This is a genomic window from Aeromonas sp. ASNIH4, assembly GCF_002934425.1.
Lineage (GTDB): Bacteria > Pseudomonadota > Gammaproteobacteria > Enterobacterales > Aeromonadaceae > Aeromonas > Aeromonas hydrophila.
Map to the genome: position 1 here is coordinate 723,206 of NZ_CP026217.1, position 14,598 is coordinate 737,803.

Annotated in this window: 15 protein-coding genes; 14 read left to right on the forward strand and 1 reads right to left on the reverse strand. The window is 67.7% G+C overall.

Annotated features, from left to right (window positions below):
• Nucleotides 1-11 precede the first annotated feature (11 nt).
• The 14 genes from C2U40_RS03425 (at nt 12) to C2U40_RS03490 (ending at nt 13,696) form a co-directional block, all read left to right on the forward strand.
• Complete coding sequence (locus tag C2U40_RS03425) at nt 12-599, forward strand: hypothetical protein (RefSeq protein WP_181014831.1); 588 nt, start codon at nt 12-14, stop codon at nt 597-599.
• Entirely contained in the window at nt 596-1,966 is a 1,371-nt protein-coding gene (locus C2U40_RS03430) for an AMP-binding protein (protein ID WP_103828075.1), read from the forward strand. Before C2U40_RS03425 ends, C2U40_RS03430 begins: the two co-directional genes overlap by 4 nt.
• Nucleotides 1,950-2,321 (forward strand): 3-hydroxyacyl-ACP dehydratase FabZ family protein, encoded by a 372-nt coding sequence (locus tag C2U40_RS03435; RefSeq protein ID WP_103828076.1) that lies wholly within the window; start codon nt 1,950-1,952, stop codon nt 2,319-2,321. The genes C2U40_RS03430 and C2U40_RS03435 overlap by 17 nt, the downstream gene beginning before the upstream one ends.
• Nucleotides 2,318-4,021, forward strand: coding sequence for a glycosyltransferase family 2 protein (locus C2U40_RS03440; RefSeq protein WP_103828077.1), 1,704 nt, complete (start codon nt 2,318-2,320; stop codon nt 4,019-4,021). Before C2U40_RS03435 ends, C2U40_RS03440 begins: the two co-directional genes overlap by 4 nt.
• Complete coding sequence (locus tag C2U40_RS03445) at nt 4,008-5,570, forward strand: HAL/PAL/TAL family ammonia-lyase (RefSeq protein ID WP_039214729.1); 1,563 nt, start codon at nt 4,008-4,010, stop codon at nt 5,568-5,570. The genes C2U40_RS03440 and C2U40_RS03445 overlap by 14 nt, the downstream gene beginning before the upstream one ends.
• Before the next feature lie 28 nt (nt 5,571-5,598).
• A complete protein-coding gene (locus C2U40_RS03450) occupies nt 5,599-6,024 on the forward strand; it encodes an acyl-CoA thioesterase (RefSeq protein WP_011707154.1) in 426 nt (141 codons plus the stop codon).
• Entirely contained in the window at nt 6,021-6,635 is a 615-nt protein-coding gene (locus C2U40_RS03455) for an outer membrane lipoprotein carrier protein LolA (RefSeq protein ID WP_103828078.1), read from the forward strand. Before C2U40_RS03450 ends, C2U40_RS03455 begins: the two co-directional genes overlap by 4 nt.
• A gap of 50 nt (nt 6,636-6,685) precedes the next feature.
• Nucleotides 6,686-9,046, forward strand: a complete 2,361-nt coding sequence (locus C2U40_RS03460; RefSeq protein ID WP_103828079.1) for an MMPL family transporter — start codon at nt 6,686-6,688, stop codon at nt 9,044-9,046.
• On the forward strand, nt 9,043-9,600 hold the full coding sequence (locus C2U40_RS03465; protein ID WP_077095652.1) for a DUF3261 domain-containing protein: 558 nt from the start codon (nt 9,043-9,045) through the stop codon (nt 9,598-9,600). The genes C2U40_RS03460 and C2U40_RS03465 overlap by 4 nt, the downstream gene beginning before the upstream one ends.
• Nucleotides 9,597-10,781 carry a beta-ketoacyl-[acyl-carrier-protein] synthase family protein gene (locus C2U40_RS03470; protein ID WP_103828080.1) on the forward strand — a complete coding sequence of 395 codons (1,185 nt, stop codon included), beginning with the start codon at nt 9,597-9,599 and terminating at the stop codon, nt 10,779-10,781. Before C2U40_RS03465 ends, C2U40_RS03470 begins: the two co-directional genes overlap by 4 nt.
• Nucleotides 10,774-11,235 carry an ApeP family dehydratase gene (locus tag C2U40_RS03475; RefSeq protein WP_103828081.1) on the forward strand — a complete coding sequence of 154 codons (462 nt, stop codon included), beginning with the start codon at nt 10,774-10,776 and terminating at the stop codon, nt 11,233-11,235. Before C2U40_RS03470 ends, C2U40_RS03475 begins: the two co-directional genes overlap by 8 nt.
• Before the next feature lie 9 nt (nt 11,236-11,244).
• The gene (locus C2U40_RS03480; protein ID WP_103828082.1) at nt 11,245-11,970 is read left to right on the forward strand and encodes a 3-ketoacyl-ACP reductase FabG2; all 726 of its coding nucleotides are present in this window, start codon (nt 11,245-11,247) and stop codon (nt 11,968-11,970) included.
• A complete protein-coding gene (locus C2U40_RS03485; protein WP_103828083.1) occupies nt 11,967-13,193 on the forward strand; it encodes a beta-ketoacyl-ACP synthase in 1,227 nt (408 codons plus the stop codon). Before C2U40_RS03480 ends, C2U40_RS03485 begins: the two co-directional genes overlap by 4 nt.
• A gap of 164 nt (nt 13,194-13,357) precedes the next feature.
• Nucleotides 13,358-13,696 (forward strand): DUF2541 family protein, encoded by a 339-nt coding sequence (locus tag C2U40_RS03490; RefSeq protein WP_017409337.1) that lies wholly within the window; start codon nt 13,358-13,360, stop codon nt 13,694-13,696.
• A gap of 31 nt (nt 13,697-13,727) precedes the next feature.
• Here C2U40_RS03490 and mog read toward each other — a convergent pair whose 3' ends face one another.
• The gene (gene mog, locus C2U40_RS03495) at nt 13,728-14,258 is read right to left on the reverse strand and encodes a molybdopterin adenylyltransferase (RefSeq protein ID WP_103828084.1); all 531 of its coding nucleotides are present in this window, start codon (nt 14,256-14,258) and stop codon (nt 13,728-13,730) included.
• Nucleotides 14,259-14,598: the final 340 nt, after the last annotated feature.

Below are 14,598 nucleotides of genomic sequence, written 5' to 3' on the forward strand. Positions count from 1 at the left end.
CACGCCCTGCCATGATGCGCTGGCTCTCCTGGCTGGCCGGTGGTGCCCTGCTGCTCTACCCGCTGGCGGTCTACTGGGGGCTGACCCACGCCGGTCAGACCCCGCTGCTGCTCGGTCTGCTGCTCATCTTCTCGCTGCGGCTGCTGCCCGGCCTGCTCAAGGGGCGGGTCCGGCTCGGCCCCTTGCCGGAGTGGCTCTGGCTGGGCCGCCTGCTGGCCTGCATCGGGCTGGGACTGACCCTGCTGTCGGCCCTGTTCAGCGCCCGGCACTGGCTGCTCTACTACCCGCTGGCGGTGAGCCTGGCGCTGCTCTGCCTGTTCGGCTGGAGCCTGACCCGTCCCATGAGCCTGGTGGAGCGGCTGGCCCGCCTGCAGGATCCTGCTTTGCCGCCGGTAGCCATCGGCTACACCCGGCGGGTGACCCAGGTCTGGTGCGGCTTCTTCGTCATCAACGGCGCGCTGGCGGCCTTCACCATCTGGCACGGGGATCTGGCGCTCTGGAGCCTCTACAACGGTCTCATCAGCTACGCCCTGATGGGCGGCCTGATGGGCGCTGAGTATCTGGTGCGCCGCCGCCTGCTCAAGAGGCTGGCCCCATGACCCTGTTGCAAACTATCTGGCAGCGGGACGGCGAGCGCGTGGTGGCGTTCGGCCCGGATGGCGAGGTGACCCTGGCCGAGCTGCGTCGCGACAGCCTGCAGCTGGCGCGGGCCATGGCCCGTCTGGCCGGCCCCGAGCGGCCCGGCATGCGCTGGGCACTCTGTTTCGATGACAGCCTGCTGTTTGCCCAGGCGCTGCTCGCCTGCGCCCTCGGCGGGCACCGGGCCATCCTGCCGGGCCATCAGCGGCTGGCCGGTCTGCAGGCGCTGCAGAGCCAGTTCGACGGCCTGCTCACCGACGGCGAGCTGCCGGGTGCGGCGCTCACGGCGGCGCAGCTCAGGCTGCCGCTGCTGGTGGCGGATGACGAACCGGATGCAGACGGCGCGGTCCTGCCGCCCGAGCGCCTCAGTCTCACCCTGTTCAGCTCCGGCTCCACCGGCGAGCCCAAGGCGATCTCCAAGGCCTGGCCCCAGCTGGAGGCGGAGTTGCGGGTGCAGATGGCGCTGTGGGGCGAGCGGCTGGCGGGCACCCGGGTGCTGGCCAGCGTCAGTCACCAGCACATCTACGGCCTGCTGTTTCGCATTCTGTTGCCGCTTGGTCTCGGTATCCCCTTTGATCGCCGCAGCATCGATTATCCGGAGCAGCTGGCGCTGCAAACGGCCCCCTGGTGCCTGATCGCTTCTCCTGCGTTTCTGAGCCGGCTCGACCCGGCCATTGCTGCCGCCGGCTGCCGGCTGCTCGTCTCCTCCGGCGGCCCCCTGCAACCGGGCGATGCCCAGCAGGCCAGACAGCTGTTCGGTCAGCTGCCGGTGGAGATCTTCGGCAGCAGCGAGACCGGCGGCATCGGCTGGCGCCAGCGCCACCAGGTACAAACCCCCTGGACGACACTGCCCGGGGTCGAGGTGCGGGTCGGCCCGGAGCAGGGCCTGCTGCTGCGATCCCCCTTCCTGCCGACGGCGGAGTGGCTCGCCTGCGCCGATCGAATCGCCTTGCACGAGGGCGGTTTCGAGCTGCTGGGCCGCCAGGATCGGGTGGTCAAGCTGGAGGAGAAGCGCATCTCCCTCGACGAGGTGGAGGCGCGCCTGCAGGCGCTGGAGGAGGTGGAAGCGGCCGCCGTGCTGCCGCTGCAGCAGGGCCAGCGCCAGATCCTCGGCGCCGTGCTGGTGCTGAGCGAATTGGGTGACGCCCGCTGGGCTGAGCTGGGGCCCGGACGTTTCCTGCTGGCCCTGCGCCAGCAACTGCGTCCCTGGCTCGAGCCGGTCGCCCTGCCGCGCAGCGTGCGCCGGGTCGAGCAGATGCCCGTCAACGCCCAGGGCAAGCGCCCCTGGCCACAACTCAAGGAGCTGTTCGATGAGCCTCTCTGTTGACTCTCTGCCAGCGAACACCTTGCCCACCGTGCTGGCCTGCGAGACGCTGGCCGACGGGGTGCGCCTGCAACTGCGGCTCGATCCCGATTTGCCCTGGTTTGCAGGCCATTTTCCCGGCGCGCCCCTGCTGCCCGGGGTGACCCAGATCCACTGGGTGATGCACTATGCCGCCAGCCTGCTCAAGCTGGCGCAGCCGTTTCACGGGGTGGATCAGCTCAAGTTCCAGCGCCCGCTGCGGCCGGGGGCCGAGTGCAGCCTGCGTTTGCAGTGGCAGGCAGACAAGGGCCAGCTCCTCTTTCATTATCTGCTCGGCGATGAGCCGGCGAGCAGCGGCCGGGTGCGCCTCACCCCATGACGCCCTGCATTCTCATCCCCTGTTACAACCACGCCGGCCCGCTGGCCGCCGTGCTGGATCGACTGGCCGAATATGAGCTGCCCTGCCTGCTGATCGACGATGGCAGCGAACCCGTCGCCGCCGCCGCGCTGGCTGCGCTGGCCGCCCGCCACCCCTGGGTCACCCTGCTGCGCCATTCGCACAACCAGGGCAAGGGCGGCGCCGTGATGACGGGGCTGCGCCGCGCCCATGCACTCGGCTTCAGCCACGCCCTGCAGGTGGATGCCGACGGCCAACACGATCTGGCGGACATTCCGGCCCTGCTGGCCGAGGCGGACAAGCACCCGGCGGCGCTTGTCTCCGGCCGCCCGCTCTACGATGATTCTGTGCCCAAGGGGCGCCTCTACGGCCGCTACATCACCCATGTCTGGGTCTGGATCGAGACGCTGTCATTCGCCATCAAGGACAGCATGTGCGGCTTTCGGGTCTATCCGCTGGCGGCTACCTGCGAGCTGCTCGAACGGGTGGCGCTGGGTCGGCGGATGGATTTTGACACCGAGGTGATGGTGCGCCTCTACTGGGCCGGGGTGGCGGTGCGTTTCGTGCCGACCCGGGTCATCTATCCCGCCGATGGCAGCTCCCACTTCCAGCTCTGGCGCGACAACCGCGACATCTCCTGGATGCACACCCGGCTGGTGTGCCGCCTGCTGTGGGATCAGCTGCTGCGCCTCTGCCGCTGGCCCCGTCGCCTCGGCGCCAGGGCGGCGCAGCTGTGGCGCGAGCGGCGCACCCACTGGTCACGCACCCCGGAGCGGGGATCCCTGCTCGGCATGCAGATCATGCTGACCAGCTATCGCCTGCTGGGGCGGCGCGGGTTTTCCCTGCTGCTCTATCCGGTCATCGGCTACTTCTGGCTGACCGGCCGTGCCCAGCGCCAGGCATCCCAAGCCTATCTGACCCGCCTCGAGTCCTTCGCCAATGCGAGCGGTGTGACGTTGCCCCCTGAGCCAAGATCGAGCTTTCGCCACTTCCTGCGCTTTGGCGAGGCGGCGCTCGACAAGCTGGCGGGCTGGCGCGGCGACATCACCGAGCAAGAGGTGGAACTGGTGGGAGCGGAGCACTACCAGGCGGCCATCAACAGCGGTCAGGGCGTTCTGCTGCTGGGCTCCCACCTCGGCGATCTGGAGCTGTGCCGCGCCCTTGGCAGCCGCAAGCAGGGGCTGCGCATCAATGCGCTGGTGTTTACCCGCCACGCGGCCCGCTTCAACGCCCTGCTCAAACAGATCAACCCGGATTTGCACCTCAACCTCATCCAGGTGCAGGAGCTGGGGGCCGATACCGCCATCCTGCTCAAGGAGAAGCTGGAGCGGGGGGAGTGGGTGGTGATCGTCGGCGATCGCACCTCGGTGACCCGGGAGAAACGGGTGATCTGGGCCGACTTTCTCGGCGCGCCGGCGCCCTTTCCGCTCGGGCCCTTCGTGCTCAGCAGCGTGCTGGGCTGCCCTGTCTACCTGATGTTCGGCCTCAAGGAGCAGGGGCGCTTTCGGGTACATTTCGAGCCCTTTGCCGACGGCCAACCCCTGCCACGGCAGGGGCGCCAGCAGATTCTTGCGTCCCGGGTGCAGGCCTATGCCGATCGCCTGCAGCATCACTGCCTGCAGGCCCCGCTGGACTGGTTCAACTTTTTTGATTTCTGGCAGCTGACCGATGAACAAGAGTGAGATGAGACGGGTCACCTTCGGCGCCGAGCCGCTGACCATAGAGGACGTGGTGGCGCTGGCCGAAGGGCGCGCCACCCCCGCACTGAATCCGGATCCCGCCTTCATGGCCCGCATCCAGCGGGGCGCCGACTTTCTCGACCGGCTGCTGGCCGAAGAGGGGGTCATCTACGGGGTGACCACCGGCTATGGCGACTCGGTGACCCGGCCGGTGCCGACCGAGCTGGTGCCTGAGCTGCCGCTGCACCTGACCCGTTTTCACGGCTGCGGGCTGGGGGCGGATCTCGAGCTTGATGCCGCCCGCGCCGTGCTGGCGACCCGACTCTGCTCGCTGGCGCAAGGGGTTTCCGGGGTCAGCCCGGCCTTGCTCGAGCGGCTCTGCTGGCTGCTGGAGCAGGATCTGGTGCCGCGCATTCCCGAAGAGGGGTCGGTGGGCGCCAGTGGCGATCTCACCCCGCTCTCCTACGTCGCCGCCGTGCTGGTGGGGGAGCGCGAGCTCCATCACGACGGTGTGCTGCGCCCCGCCGCCGAGGTCTATCGGGAGCTGGGGGTCGCCCCCCTGACCCTGCGGCCGAAAGAGGGGCTGGCGCTGATGAACGGCACCTCGGTGATGACGGCGCTGGCTTGCCTCGCCTACGCCCGTACCGATTACCTGATGCGGCTGGCGACCCGGATAACCGCCCTGGTGAGCGTCGCCATGGGGGGCAACGCCTTCCACTTCGATGAGCGGCTGTTTGCCGCCAAGCCGCACCCCGGCATGCAGGGCATCGCGGCCTGGCTGAGGGAAGATCTGGTGGCCGGCGAGCTGCCGCGCCACAGCGATCGGCTGCAGGACAGATACTCGTTGCGCTGCGCCCCCCACGTCATCGGGGTGGTGGCCGACAGCCTGCCCTGGTGGCGCCAGCTCATCGAGAACGAGCTCAACAGCGCCAACGACAACCCGCTGATCGACGGCGAGGGGGAGCACGTGATGCACGGCGGCCACTTCTACGGTGGCCACATCGCCATGGCGATGGACAGCATGAAGGCGGCCGTCGCCAACCTGGCCGACCTGCTGGATCGCCAGCTGGCCCAGTTGGTGGACAGCAAGTTCAACGGCGGCCTGCCGAGCAACCTCTCCGGCGCGCCGGATGAGCGGCAGATGATCAACCACGGCTTCAAGGCGGTGCAGATCGGCGTCTCGGCCTGGACTGCGGAGGCGCTCAAGCAGACCATGCCCGCCAGCGTCTTCTCCCGCTCCACCGAGTGCCACAACCAGGACAAGGTGAGCATGGGTACCATAGCGGCGCGCGATGCGCAGCGGGTACTGACCCTGACCGAGCAGGTGGCGGCTGCCTGCCTGCTGGCGGCGGTGCAGGGTGTGGAGCTGCGTCTGGCCCGGCCGACCCCCTTCACCCGCCCGCTCGGTACGGCGCTGGCCGCCATGGTTGCGCAGGTGCGAGCCGAGTTCGCCCCGCTGCTGGAAGATCGGGGGCTCGAGCCCGAGCTGAGGGCGCTGATCGCCCGCATTCGCCAGCGTCACTATCCCCTTTATGGGCCGAACCGGAACTGAGACAAGGTCACAATTGATGAGACAAGCCATGCAGAATGAACCCTGGCAGATCAGCGCCGAGATCGAGGTGACCATCCCGTTCCACGATGTGGACATGATGGCGGTGGCCTGGCACGGCCACTACTTTCGCTACATCGAGCTGGCCCGCTGTGCCCTGCTCGATCTCATCGACTACAACTACCCGCAGATGGAGGCCTCCGGCTATCTCTGGCCCATCATCGACACCCGGATGAAGTACCTGGCGCCGCTGCGCTTTGGCCAGCGGGTGCGGGTGCGCGCCACCCTGACCGAGTACCAGAACCGCCTGAAGATCGACTACCTGCTGAGCGACGCCGCGAGCGGCACCCGCACCAGCAAGGGTTACAGCATCCAGGTGGCGGTCAGCAAGGCGAGCGGCGAGATGTGCCTGGCCTCGCCCCAGGTGTTGCTGGACAAGCTGGGGGTGAGCCAATGAGCCGGCTGACAAGGCCGCTGCTGGCCGGTTTGCTCCTGCTGCTGACATGGCCGCTGCAGGCGGCGCCCCTGAGCCGGGCCGAGGTGCAGCAGCTGCTCGCCCTGAACGAGGCCAAGCAGGCCAGTTTCGAGCAGGAGAAGCAGGTGGCTGGGCTGAGCCAGCCGCTCAAAGCCTCCGGCGAGCTGCTGCTGGTGCGCGATCTGGGGCTCTGGTGGCAGCAGCAGAAACCCTTTCCGCTGACCCTGGTCCTGACGCCGACGCGCATGGTGCAGCAGATGGCGGGCCAGCCCGCCACCGTCATCGACAACCCCCAGCTGCTGGAGTTCAGCCAGATGTTGCTGGCGCTGTTTGGCTCGGACGAGGCGACCCTGAGCCGCTACTTCAGCATCGATTTTCACAGCACGGAGGCGGGCTGGCAGCTGGTGCTGGTGCCGACCCTGGCACCGCTCGACAAGGTGTTTGCCAGCCTCACCCTGAGCGGACAGGGGCAGCTGGATCAGCTGCTCATCGCCGACAAGCAGGGCGACAGCACCCGTATCCGTTTCACGGCCTGGCGGGATCGCACCCTGCCGCTGACCCCTGAGGAGCAGGCCCGCTTTGCTGCCCACTAGCACGATGACGCGCCAGTGCGGCGCCCCCGCCGGGACGAGGAGAGCCCCTCTTGCTGCAAGCTGAAACCACCTGGCGCTGGCTCTCCTGGCTCTGGCTGCTGCTCAGCGCGCTGGCGCTGGCGCTGCTCGGCTGGCAACTCTCCCACAGCCGCATCAACACCAGCCTGATGGACCTGCTGCCCCACGAGGAGCGCTCCGCGCTGGATCCCGCCCTGCGTGAGGGCTTGTTGCGCCAGGTCGACAGACAGCTTGTCTGGATGTTGAGCCTGCCGGCGGGGCAGGATGGGCTGGCCGCGGCGCAGGCGTGGGCAAAAAACCTGCAGGCCTTGCCCGAGCTCAGCGCGGTACGCGCCGCCCAGCCGGAGCTGGCCTCCGCCTGGCAAGGTTTCATCTATGACTATGGCTGGCAGCACCTCGACGAGGGCAGCCGGGCGCGGCTGGCCGCGGGGCCAGAGGTCTGGAGCCAGTGGGTGCTCGGCCAGATCTACAGCCCCTTTGGCGGCGTCTCTCGCACCGAGTGGCAGGCCGATCCCCTGCTGCTGACCCGGGCCGCGGTGCAGGGGCAGATGGCCAGCCCCCTGCGCCTCGACCACGGCTGGCTGATCAGCCGGGACGAGGCCGGGCGGCAGTGGTACCTGCTGCGCGCCGAGCTGGACTTGTCGGCCTTCGATCTTGCCCGTAACAGCGAGCTGCTGAGCCGGCTCAACGAGGCGGAGCAACACCTCAAGGCCGAGTTTCCTGGCGTGGAGCTGCTGCGCCGTGGCACCCTCTTCTACAGCCAGCATGCCAGCGAGCTGGCCCAACAGGACATCTCCACCATAGGGCTCGGCTCCACGGTCGGGGTCTTGCTGCTGATGTGGCTGGCGTTTCGCTCGTTGCGGGCGCTCTGGATCTCCCTGCTGCCCATCGCCGTCGGCCTCGCCTGGGGGGTATTGGCGGTGCTGCTGTGGTTTGGCGAGGTGCACATGTTCACCCTGGTGATCAGCTCCAGCCTGGTCGGCATCATAGATTACGGGATCCACTTCCTGACCGAGCGGCGCCTGCATGGCCGGCAGGAGAGTCCGCACCAGACCCGTGCCCGCCTGCTGCCCAGCCTCTCGATGGCGCTGTTCGCCACCCTGGTCGGCTATGGCCTGCTCTGGCTCGCTCCTTTCCCCGGCCTGCAGCAGATGGCCCTGTGCGCTCTGGTGGGGCTGACGGCGTCGTTCATCACAGTGCTCTGCCTGTACCCGCTCTGGCTCGGGGAGCTGCCCCAGCGGGAAGCGCGCGTGCTGGTGCCGATGGCGCTCTGGCTCACATGGTGGCGCGAGTTGCGTCTCTTGCGTTGGGGTGTGCCCCTGCTCTGGCTGGCCCTGATCGGGGCGGGCTTGAGCCGGCTGGCCGTCGACGACGACATCGCCCGCCTGCAACCGCTGCCCGCCGAGCTGCAGGCCCAGGAGCGGCAGATCCAGCGCCTCACCGGCCAGCAGGGGGGCATGACCGGCTTCCTGGTGACGGCGGCCGACGGTGAAACGGCGTTGCAGCGGCTCGAGGCCATGAGCGGCAAACTGGTCGAGGCCAAGGCAGAGGGTCAGCTGACGGGCTTCGTGTCACTGGCCCAGTGGCTGCCCTCGCTGGCTCGGCAGCAGGCGGATCACGCCGCCCTCACGGGCCTGTTGCCGGAAGTGGTGACGCGGCTCAACCAGGCCGGGGTGCCGGTCAAGGGCGAGCCTCGCCCCTGGCATCCTCTGACCCCGCAGCAGTGGCTGGCCAGCCCGGTCAGCGAGGGCAGCCGGCTGCTGTGGCATACCATGGCCGATGGCCGGGTGGCGCTCTGGCTGCCGGTCAACGGCGTGACCGATGCGGCCGCCGTGGCGGCCCTGGCCGAGAGGCAGGAGGGGGTGTTCTGGCAGGATCCGCGCAATCAGTGGAGCCAGCTGTTCGCCCACTACCGGGTCAAGCTGACCGAACTGCTGCTGGTGGCGATCGCCCTGGTGGGGGGGCTGCTGTGGGCCCGCTTCGGCTGGCGCAAGGGGGGGCGGATCCTGCTGATCAGCGGGTTTTCGTTGGGATCCGGGCTGGCCCTGCTGGCCGCCTGCGGCCAGCCGCTCACCCTGTTCGGGGTGCTGGCCATGAGCCTCATTTTCGGCATCGGCATCGACTACAGCCTCTTCTTCGCCTACAGCGGCGGGGATCCTCTGCGCCAGCGTTCGACCATGTTCGCCATCCTGCTGGCCAACCTGACCACCCAGCTTTCGTTCGGTTTGTTGGCGCTGAGCCACACCTCTGCCATCGCGGGCTTTGGTCTGGTGCTGAGCGGCGGTATCTTTACCGCCTTCCTGTTGTCGCCTCTGGTGCTGGATAAACAGGGATTGGACAAGCCGGCATGCACCCCGCCGGTGCAGGGCCACCGGGAGCAGGAGCAACCATGAGACCACTGTTCGCCTTTATCATTCTCTTGCTGGCAGGCTGCAGCAGCCAACCGACCCCCACCGCCTATCTCGACAAGGGGACCGTCATGACGCTGCCGGCCCCCGTGCTGGCCGCACCCTTCTATCGCCAGCAGTTGCTGACCGCCAGCGTGGGGGAGAGCACTCACCAGCTGATGACGGTGCTGGAGGCCGACGGCCGCCAGCTGACCCTGGTGGGGCTGACCCCGAGCGGGGTGCGGCTGTTTCTGGTGCGCTATGACCAGCAGGGGATTTCAACTCGCCAGCTCAGCCCGCTGCTCACCACCGGCATGCCGCCGGTGAGCCAGGTGCTGGCGGACGTGATGCTCTGCTACTGGCCGCTCGCCAGCTGGCAGCCACAGCTGCCACCGGGCTGGACGCTGCGCGACGAAGGGCCGCTGCGCCGGCTGCGCGCCCCCGACGGCACTTTGGTGACCGAAATCCGCTACCGCGACGTCGACGGCGTGCGCGAGCCGGTCGGCCTGCAGCAGCACGTATTCCACTACCGCCTGCAACTGGAGACCCTGAGCCAATGAGCTGTTATATCGCCGCCTATGGCCTCGTCTCGGCATTGGGGACGGGGCGCGATGCCAGCGCCGAGGCGCTGCTGGCCTGGCAGCAGTCGGGCGTGAGCCCGCTGGATCGCCACCGGGCGCCGCTGCTGGATGGCCGCCAGACTCCGGTGGGGCGGGTGGAGGGTGAGTTGCCGGCTATACCGGCGGCGCTTGCCCCTTATGCCTCGCGCAACAACCAGCTGCTGCTGGCGGCGCTGGCCCAGGTGCGGCCCGCTCTCGACGAGGCGTTGGCGGCACATGGCCCTGCGCGAGTGGGGCTGGTGCTTGGCACCAGCACCGCCGGGATCGGCGAGGCCGAGCTGGCGGTGGCGGCTGTCCGGCGCGGGGAGGCCGTGCCGCCCGCCTTTGACTATCGCCAGCAGGAGCTGGGTTCGCCGTCGGAATTTCTGGCCCGCCACCTCGGCCTGGCGGGGCCGGCCTGGACTATCTCCACCGCCTGCTCCTCCAGCGCGCGCGCCTTCATCAGCGGCCAGCGGCTGCTGGCGGCCGGGCTGGTGGACGCCGTGCTGGTGGGCGGCGCCGACAGCCTGTGCGGGCTCACCCTCAACGGCTTTGACAGCCTGGAGTCCCTCAGCTGTGCGCGCTGCCAGCCGTTTGATGAGGCGCGCCAGGGGATCAACATCGGCGAGGGGGCGGCGCTGTTTCTGCTGAGCCGCACGCCAGCACCGCTGGCGCTGCTGGGGGCCGGGGAGTCCTCCGATGCCTGGCACATCTCGGCGCCCCATCCAGACGGTATCGGCGCCGAGGCGGCCATGCAGATGGCGCTGGCCCAGGCGGGCCTGACGCCGGCACAGGTGGGCTACGTCAACCTGCACGGCACCGCCACCCGCCTCAACGACGCCATGGAGAGCCAGGCGGTGCATCGGCTGTTTGGTGCCGAGGTGCCCTGCAGCTCCACCAAGCCGCTCACCGGTCATGCCCTGGGGGCGGCGGGGGCCATCGAGGCGGCGCTCGCCTGCCTGCTGCTGGAGCGCGCTCTGCCGCTGCCGCCCCAGCGGGTGACGACGACGGATCCGGTGCTGGCACCCATCCGGCTGGTGAGCGGCGAGGTGCCGCTCGCGGCGCCCCGGGTGCTCTCCAACTCCTTTGCCTTCGGTGGCAACAATGTCAGCCTGCTGTTCGGGAGCGTTCACCATGAATGAGCCAGGTTCACTGCCCGCCATCGAGACCCTGCTGCCTCACCAGGCCCCCATGCTGCTGCTGGATCGGCTCTGCGCGGCGGATGCCCAGCAGGCGCGCTGCGAGACCCGCATCGGTGCCCGCCATGCCCTGCTGCTGGATGGCGAGGGCAACCTGCCCGGCTGGGTCGGCATCGAGCTGATGGCGCAGACCATCGCCTCCTGGGCCGGCATGCAGGGGCGTCTGCGCGGCGAGCCGGTGCGCATCGGCATGCTGCTCGGCAGTCGCAAGTATCGCTGCCTACGCCCCGCCTTTGCGGCCGGCAGCCTGCTCACCATCGAGGCTTGCTGCCTGTTGCAAGACGGCGGCATGGCCAGTTTTGATTGCCGGATCCTGCTGGCGGGGGAGGAGTGCGCCCAGGCGCGACTCTCCACCTACCAGCCGAGCCCCGACGAATTGTCCGATTTGTTAGCCTGAGGAAGCTTCATGATCTCTAGCGTATTGGTCACGGGCGCCAGCAAGGGGATAGGCCGCGCCATCGCCCTCAAGCTGGCGGCCGACGGTTTTTCCATCGTGGTGCACTACCACAGCGATCGGGCCGGGGCCGAAGCCACTCTGGCCAGCCTGCAGGCGGCCGGTGGGCAGGGGCGCCTGCTCCAGTTCGACATCGCCGATCGGCAGGGCTGCCGCGCGCAGCTGGAGGCCGACATGGCCGAGCACGGCGCCTATTACGGCGTGGTCTGCAACGCCGGCATCATCCGTGACGGCGCCTTCCCCGCCCTCACCGACGAGGAGTGGGACGGGGTGCTGCACACCAACCTGGACGGCTTCTATAACCTGCTCAAGCCCTGCATCATGCCGATGATCGGCCTGCGCCGGGGTGGGCGCATCGTGACCATCTCCTCGGTGTCCGGGCTGATGGGCAACCGGGGCCAGGTCAACTACAGCGCCGCCAAGGCGGGCATCATGGGCGCCACCAAGGCGCTGGCGCTGGAGCTTGCCAAGCGCAAGATCACGGTCAACTGCGTGGCCCCCGGCCTCATCGACACCGGCATGGTGGACGATGAGGTGAAGGCGGAGGCGATGAAGCTGATCCCGCTCAAGCGGATGGGGCAGGCCGACGAGGTGGCCGGGCTGGTCTCTTACCTGATGTCCGACATCGCCGGCTATGTCACGCGCCAGGTCATCTCCATCAACGGGGGCATGGTATGAAGCGGGTCGTGGTGACCGGCATGGCCGGGGTGACCGCCTTCGGGCAGGATTGGCCGAGTGTGCGGGCCCGCCTGCAGGCGGGGCGCAACGCCGTGGTGAACATGCCGGAGTGGGCCATCTACGACGGCCTCAACACCCGGCTGGCGGCCCCCATTCCGGACTTCACGCTGCCGGCTCACTATCCGCGCAAGAAGACTCGCGCCATGGGGCGGGTCTCCCAGCTGGCGACCGTCGCCAGCGAGCTGGCGCTGGCGCAGGCGGGGCTGCTGGACAACCCGGCGCTCACCGACGGGCGCACCGGCATCGCCTACGGCTCCTCCACCGGCAGCACGGACCCCATCCGCGCCTTCGGGGTCATGCTCAACGACAAGAGCACCGCCAGCATCACGGCCACCACCTATGTGCAGATGATGCCGCACACGGCGGCGGTCAACACCGGGCTGTTCTTCGGCCTGCGCGGGCGGGTTATTCCCACCTCCAGCGCCTGCACCTCCGGCAGCCAGGGCATCGGTTATGCCTATGAGGCGATCAAGCACGGCTACCAGACCCTGATGGTGGCCGGCGGGGCGGAGGAGCTCTGCCCGTCGGAGGCCGTGGTGTTCGATACCCTGTTTGCCACCAGCCAGATGAACGACAACCCCGAACTGGCACCGCGTCCGTTCGACCGGCAGCGGGATGGACTGGTGATAGGCGAGGGGGCCGGCACTCTGGTGCTGGAGGAGCTGGAGCATGCGCAGGCGCGCGGGGCCACCATCCTTGCCGAGCTGGTGGGCTTTGCCACCAACTGCGATGCCGCCCATGTGACCCAGCCCCAGCAGGAGACCATGCAGCTCTGCATGGAGATGGCGCTGGCCCAGGCCGGTCTCCAGCCTGAGGAGATCGGCTACATCAGCGCCCACGGCACCGCCACCGAGCGCGGCGACATCGCCGAGAGCCACGCCACCGCCGCCATCTTCGGCGACCGCACCCCTATCTCGTCGCTCAAGAGCTACTTCGGCCACACCCTGGGGGCCTGCGGGGCCATCGAGGCCTGGCTGGCGCTGGAGATGATGCAGGAGGGGTGGTTTGCCCCCACCATCAACCTGACCGAGCCGGACCCGGCCTGCGCCCCGCTCGATCACGTGGTGGGCTGCGGCCGCACGCTGGTGGTGGAGTACCTGATGTCCAACAACTTCGCCTTCGGCGGCATCAACACCTCCCTCATCTTCAAACGCTGGTCCTGAGTGTCGGTGCCCTGCCTGGCAGGGCGCCGGTACAGGCTGGGTTTAGCCTTGATGAATTAATATGCCCCCCGTTTTTTTCGGGAGGCATCATGTCTTTGTTATCTGGTTTTTCTTGTGCCGCCGCGCGGCTGCGTGTCCTGCAGGGCGTTCTGTTATCCAGCTTGTTGTGGGCGCTGGCCGCCCCGGCCATGGCCGATGATGAATTTCGGCTGGGCAAGACCATTCTGCTCGGGGTCGGCGATCATCCCGCCATCATTCCCATGCTCGCCTGCCGGCCGACCAAATCCATCATGGTCAAGGCTGGGCGGGAATTGACCCTGGAGCGGGTCAAGGTGTTTTATGGCAACGATCGCAGCAAGACCCTCTATTTTGACAAGGATCTGAAAGAGGATCAGGAGTCGGGGTGGAAATCCCTCGGCAGCCGGCTCTGCATCAAGCGGATCGAGGTGTACGGCAATTCGGAAGGGAGCAAGGCCGGGGTCAAGGTATACGGCCGCAAATAAGCAAAGGGCGGGGCAAATCCCCGCCCAGCTTTTATTTCTTCGGACGAAACGGCTTGATGACGGTCTCGTCGCACTCGAGATAGGGGCCTTCCATCAGATCGATGCAGTAGGGGATGGCGGGGAAGACCGCATCCAGGCACTCGCGGATCGATTTGGGCTTGCCCGGCAGGTTGACGATGAGCGAGCTGCCGCGCAAACCGGCGGTCTGGCGCGACAGGATGGCGGTCGGCACGAACTTGAGGGATTCGGCCCGCATCAGCTCGCCAAAGCCCGGCATCATCCGATCGCACACCGCCTCGGTGGCCTCCGGGGTGACGTCCCGCTTGGCCGGCCCGGTGCCGCCGGTGGTGACGATGAGACTGCACTGCTCCTGGTCCGCCAGCCGGATCAGGGTCGCTTCGATCTGCTCCTGTTCATCGGGGATCACCTGATAGACGGGCTCCCACTCCGAGGTCAAATATGCGTTCAGCGTGTCGATGATGGCCTTGCCGGACAGGTCTTCGTAGATGCCTGCACTGGCGCGATCGCTGACGGTGACGATACCGATTCTTGCCTTGCTCATGGTCTGCTCTTGGTTGCCGCTATAAGTGGCAAATAAAATAACATAATCAGCAAGATATGTTAAACCAGCCGGATGGTGGCGTGAAGACGAGCGTCAAATGGCAAACCATATTGGCAGCCTCCTTTCAATAAGACATAACATCGGCATATTGCCGTGCCAAAAATGTATAAACGAACCCGCCATCGATATTCAGGAATAATCGGTTGATCCATAACGAATAACCCGTCTGGGTTCCCACCGCGCCGTCATCTTTTGGCGCAAGAGGAGGGGAAAGCTGGCCCGGCGGATTGAACCGCGGCGGGGTTCGGCTTATATAACTCCATATGCGATTGGTGAAAAT

Excerpts from the sequence above, each read along its gene's own strand:
- C2U40_RS03480 (WP_103828082.1), top strand. The coding sequence starts at position 11,245 with ATGATCTCTAGCGTATTGGTCACGGGCGCCAGCAAGGGGATAGGCCGC.
- C2U40_RS03445 (WP_039214729.1), top strand. The coding sequence starts at position 4,008 with ATGAACAAGAGTGAGATGAGACGGGTCACCTTCGGCGCCGAGCCGCTG.
- C2U40_RS03425 (WP_181014831.1), top strand. The coding sequence starts at position 12 with ATGATGCGCTGGCTCTCCTGGCTGGCCGGTGGTGCCCTGCTGCTCTAC.
- C2U40_RS03485 (WP_103828083.1), top strand. The coding sequence starts at position 11,967 with ATGAAGCGGGTCGTGGTGACCGGCATGGCCGGGGTGACCGCCTTCGGG.
- C2U40_RS03470 (WP_103828080.1), top strand. The coding sequence starts at position 9,597 with ATGAGCTGTTATATCGCCGCCTATGGCCTCGTCTCGGCATTGGGGACG.
- mog (WP_103828084.1), bottom strand. The coding sequence starts at position 14,258 with ATGAGCAAGGCAAGAATCGGTATCGTCACCGTCAGCGATCGCGCCAGT.
- C2U40_RS03465 (WP_077095652.1), top strand. The coding sequence starts at position 9,043 with ATGAGACCACTGTTCGCCTTTATCATTCTCTTGCTGGCAGGCTGCAGC.
- C2U40_RS03440 (WP_103828077.1), top strand. The coding sequence starts at position 2,318 with ATGACGCCCTGCATTCTCATCCCCTGTTACAACCACGCCGGCCCGCTG.
- C2U40_RS03455 (WP_103828078.1), top strand. The coding sequence starts at position 6,021 with ATGAGCCGGCTGACAAGGCCGCTGCTGGCCGGTTTGCTCCTGCTGCTG.
- C2U40_RS03450 (WP_011707154.1), top strand. The coding sequence starts at position 5,599 with ATGCAGAATGAACCCTGGCAGATCAGCGCCGAGATCGAGGTGACCATC.
- C2U40_RS03430 (WP_103828075.1), top strand. The coding sequence starts at position 596 with ATGACCCTGTTGCAAACTATCTGGCAGCGGGACGGCGAGCGCGTGGTG.
- C2U40_RS03475 (WP_103828081.1), top strand. The coding sequence starts at position 10,774 with ATGAATGAGCCAGGTTCACTGCCCGCCATCGAGACCCTGCTGCCTCAC.
- C2U40_RS03435 (WP_103828076.1), top strand. The coding sequence starts at position 1,950 with ATGAGCCTCTCTGTTGACTCTCTGCCAGCGAACACCTTGCCCACCGTG.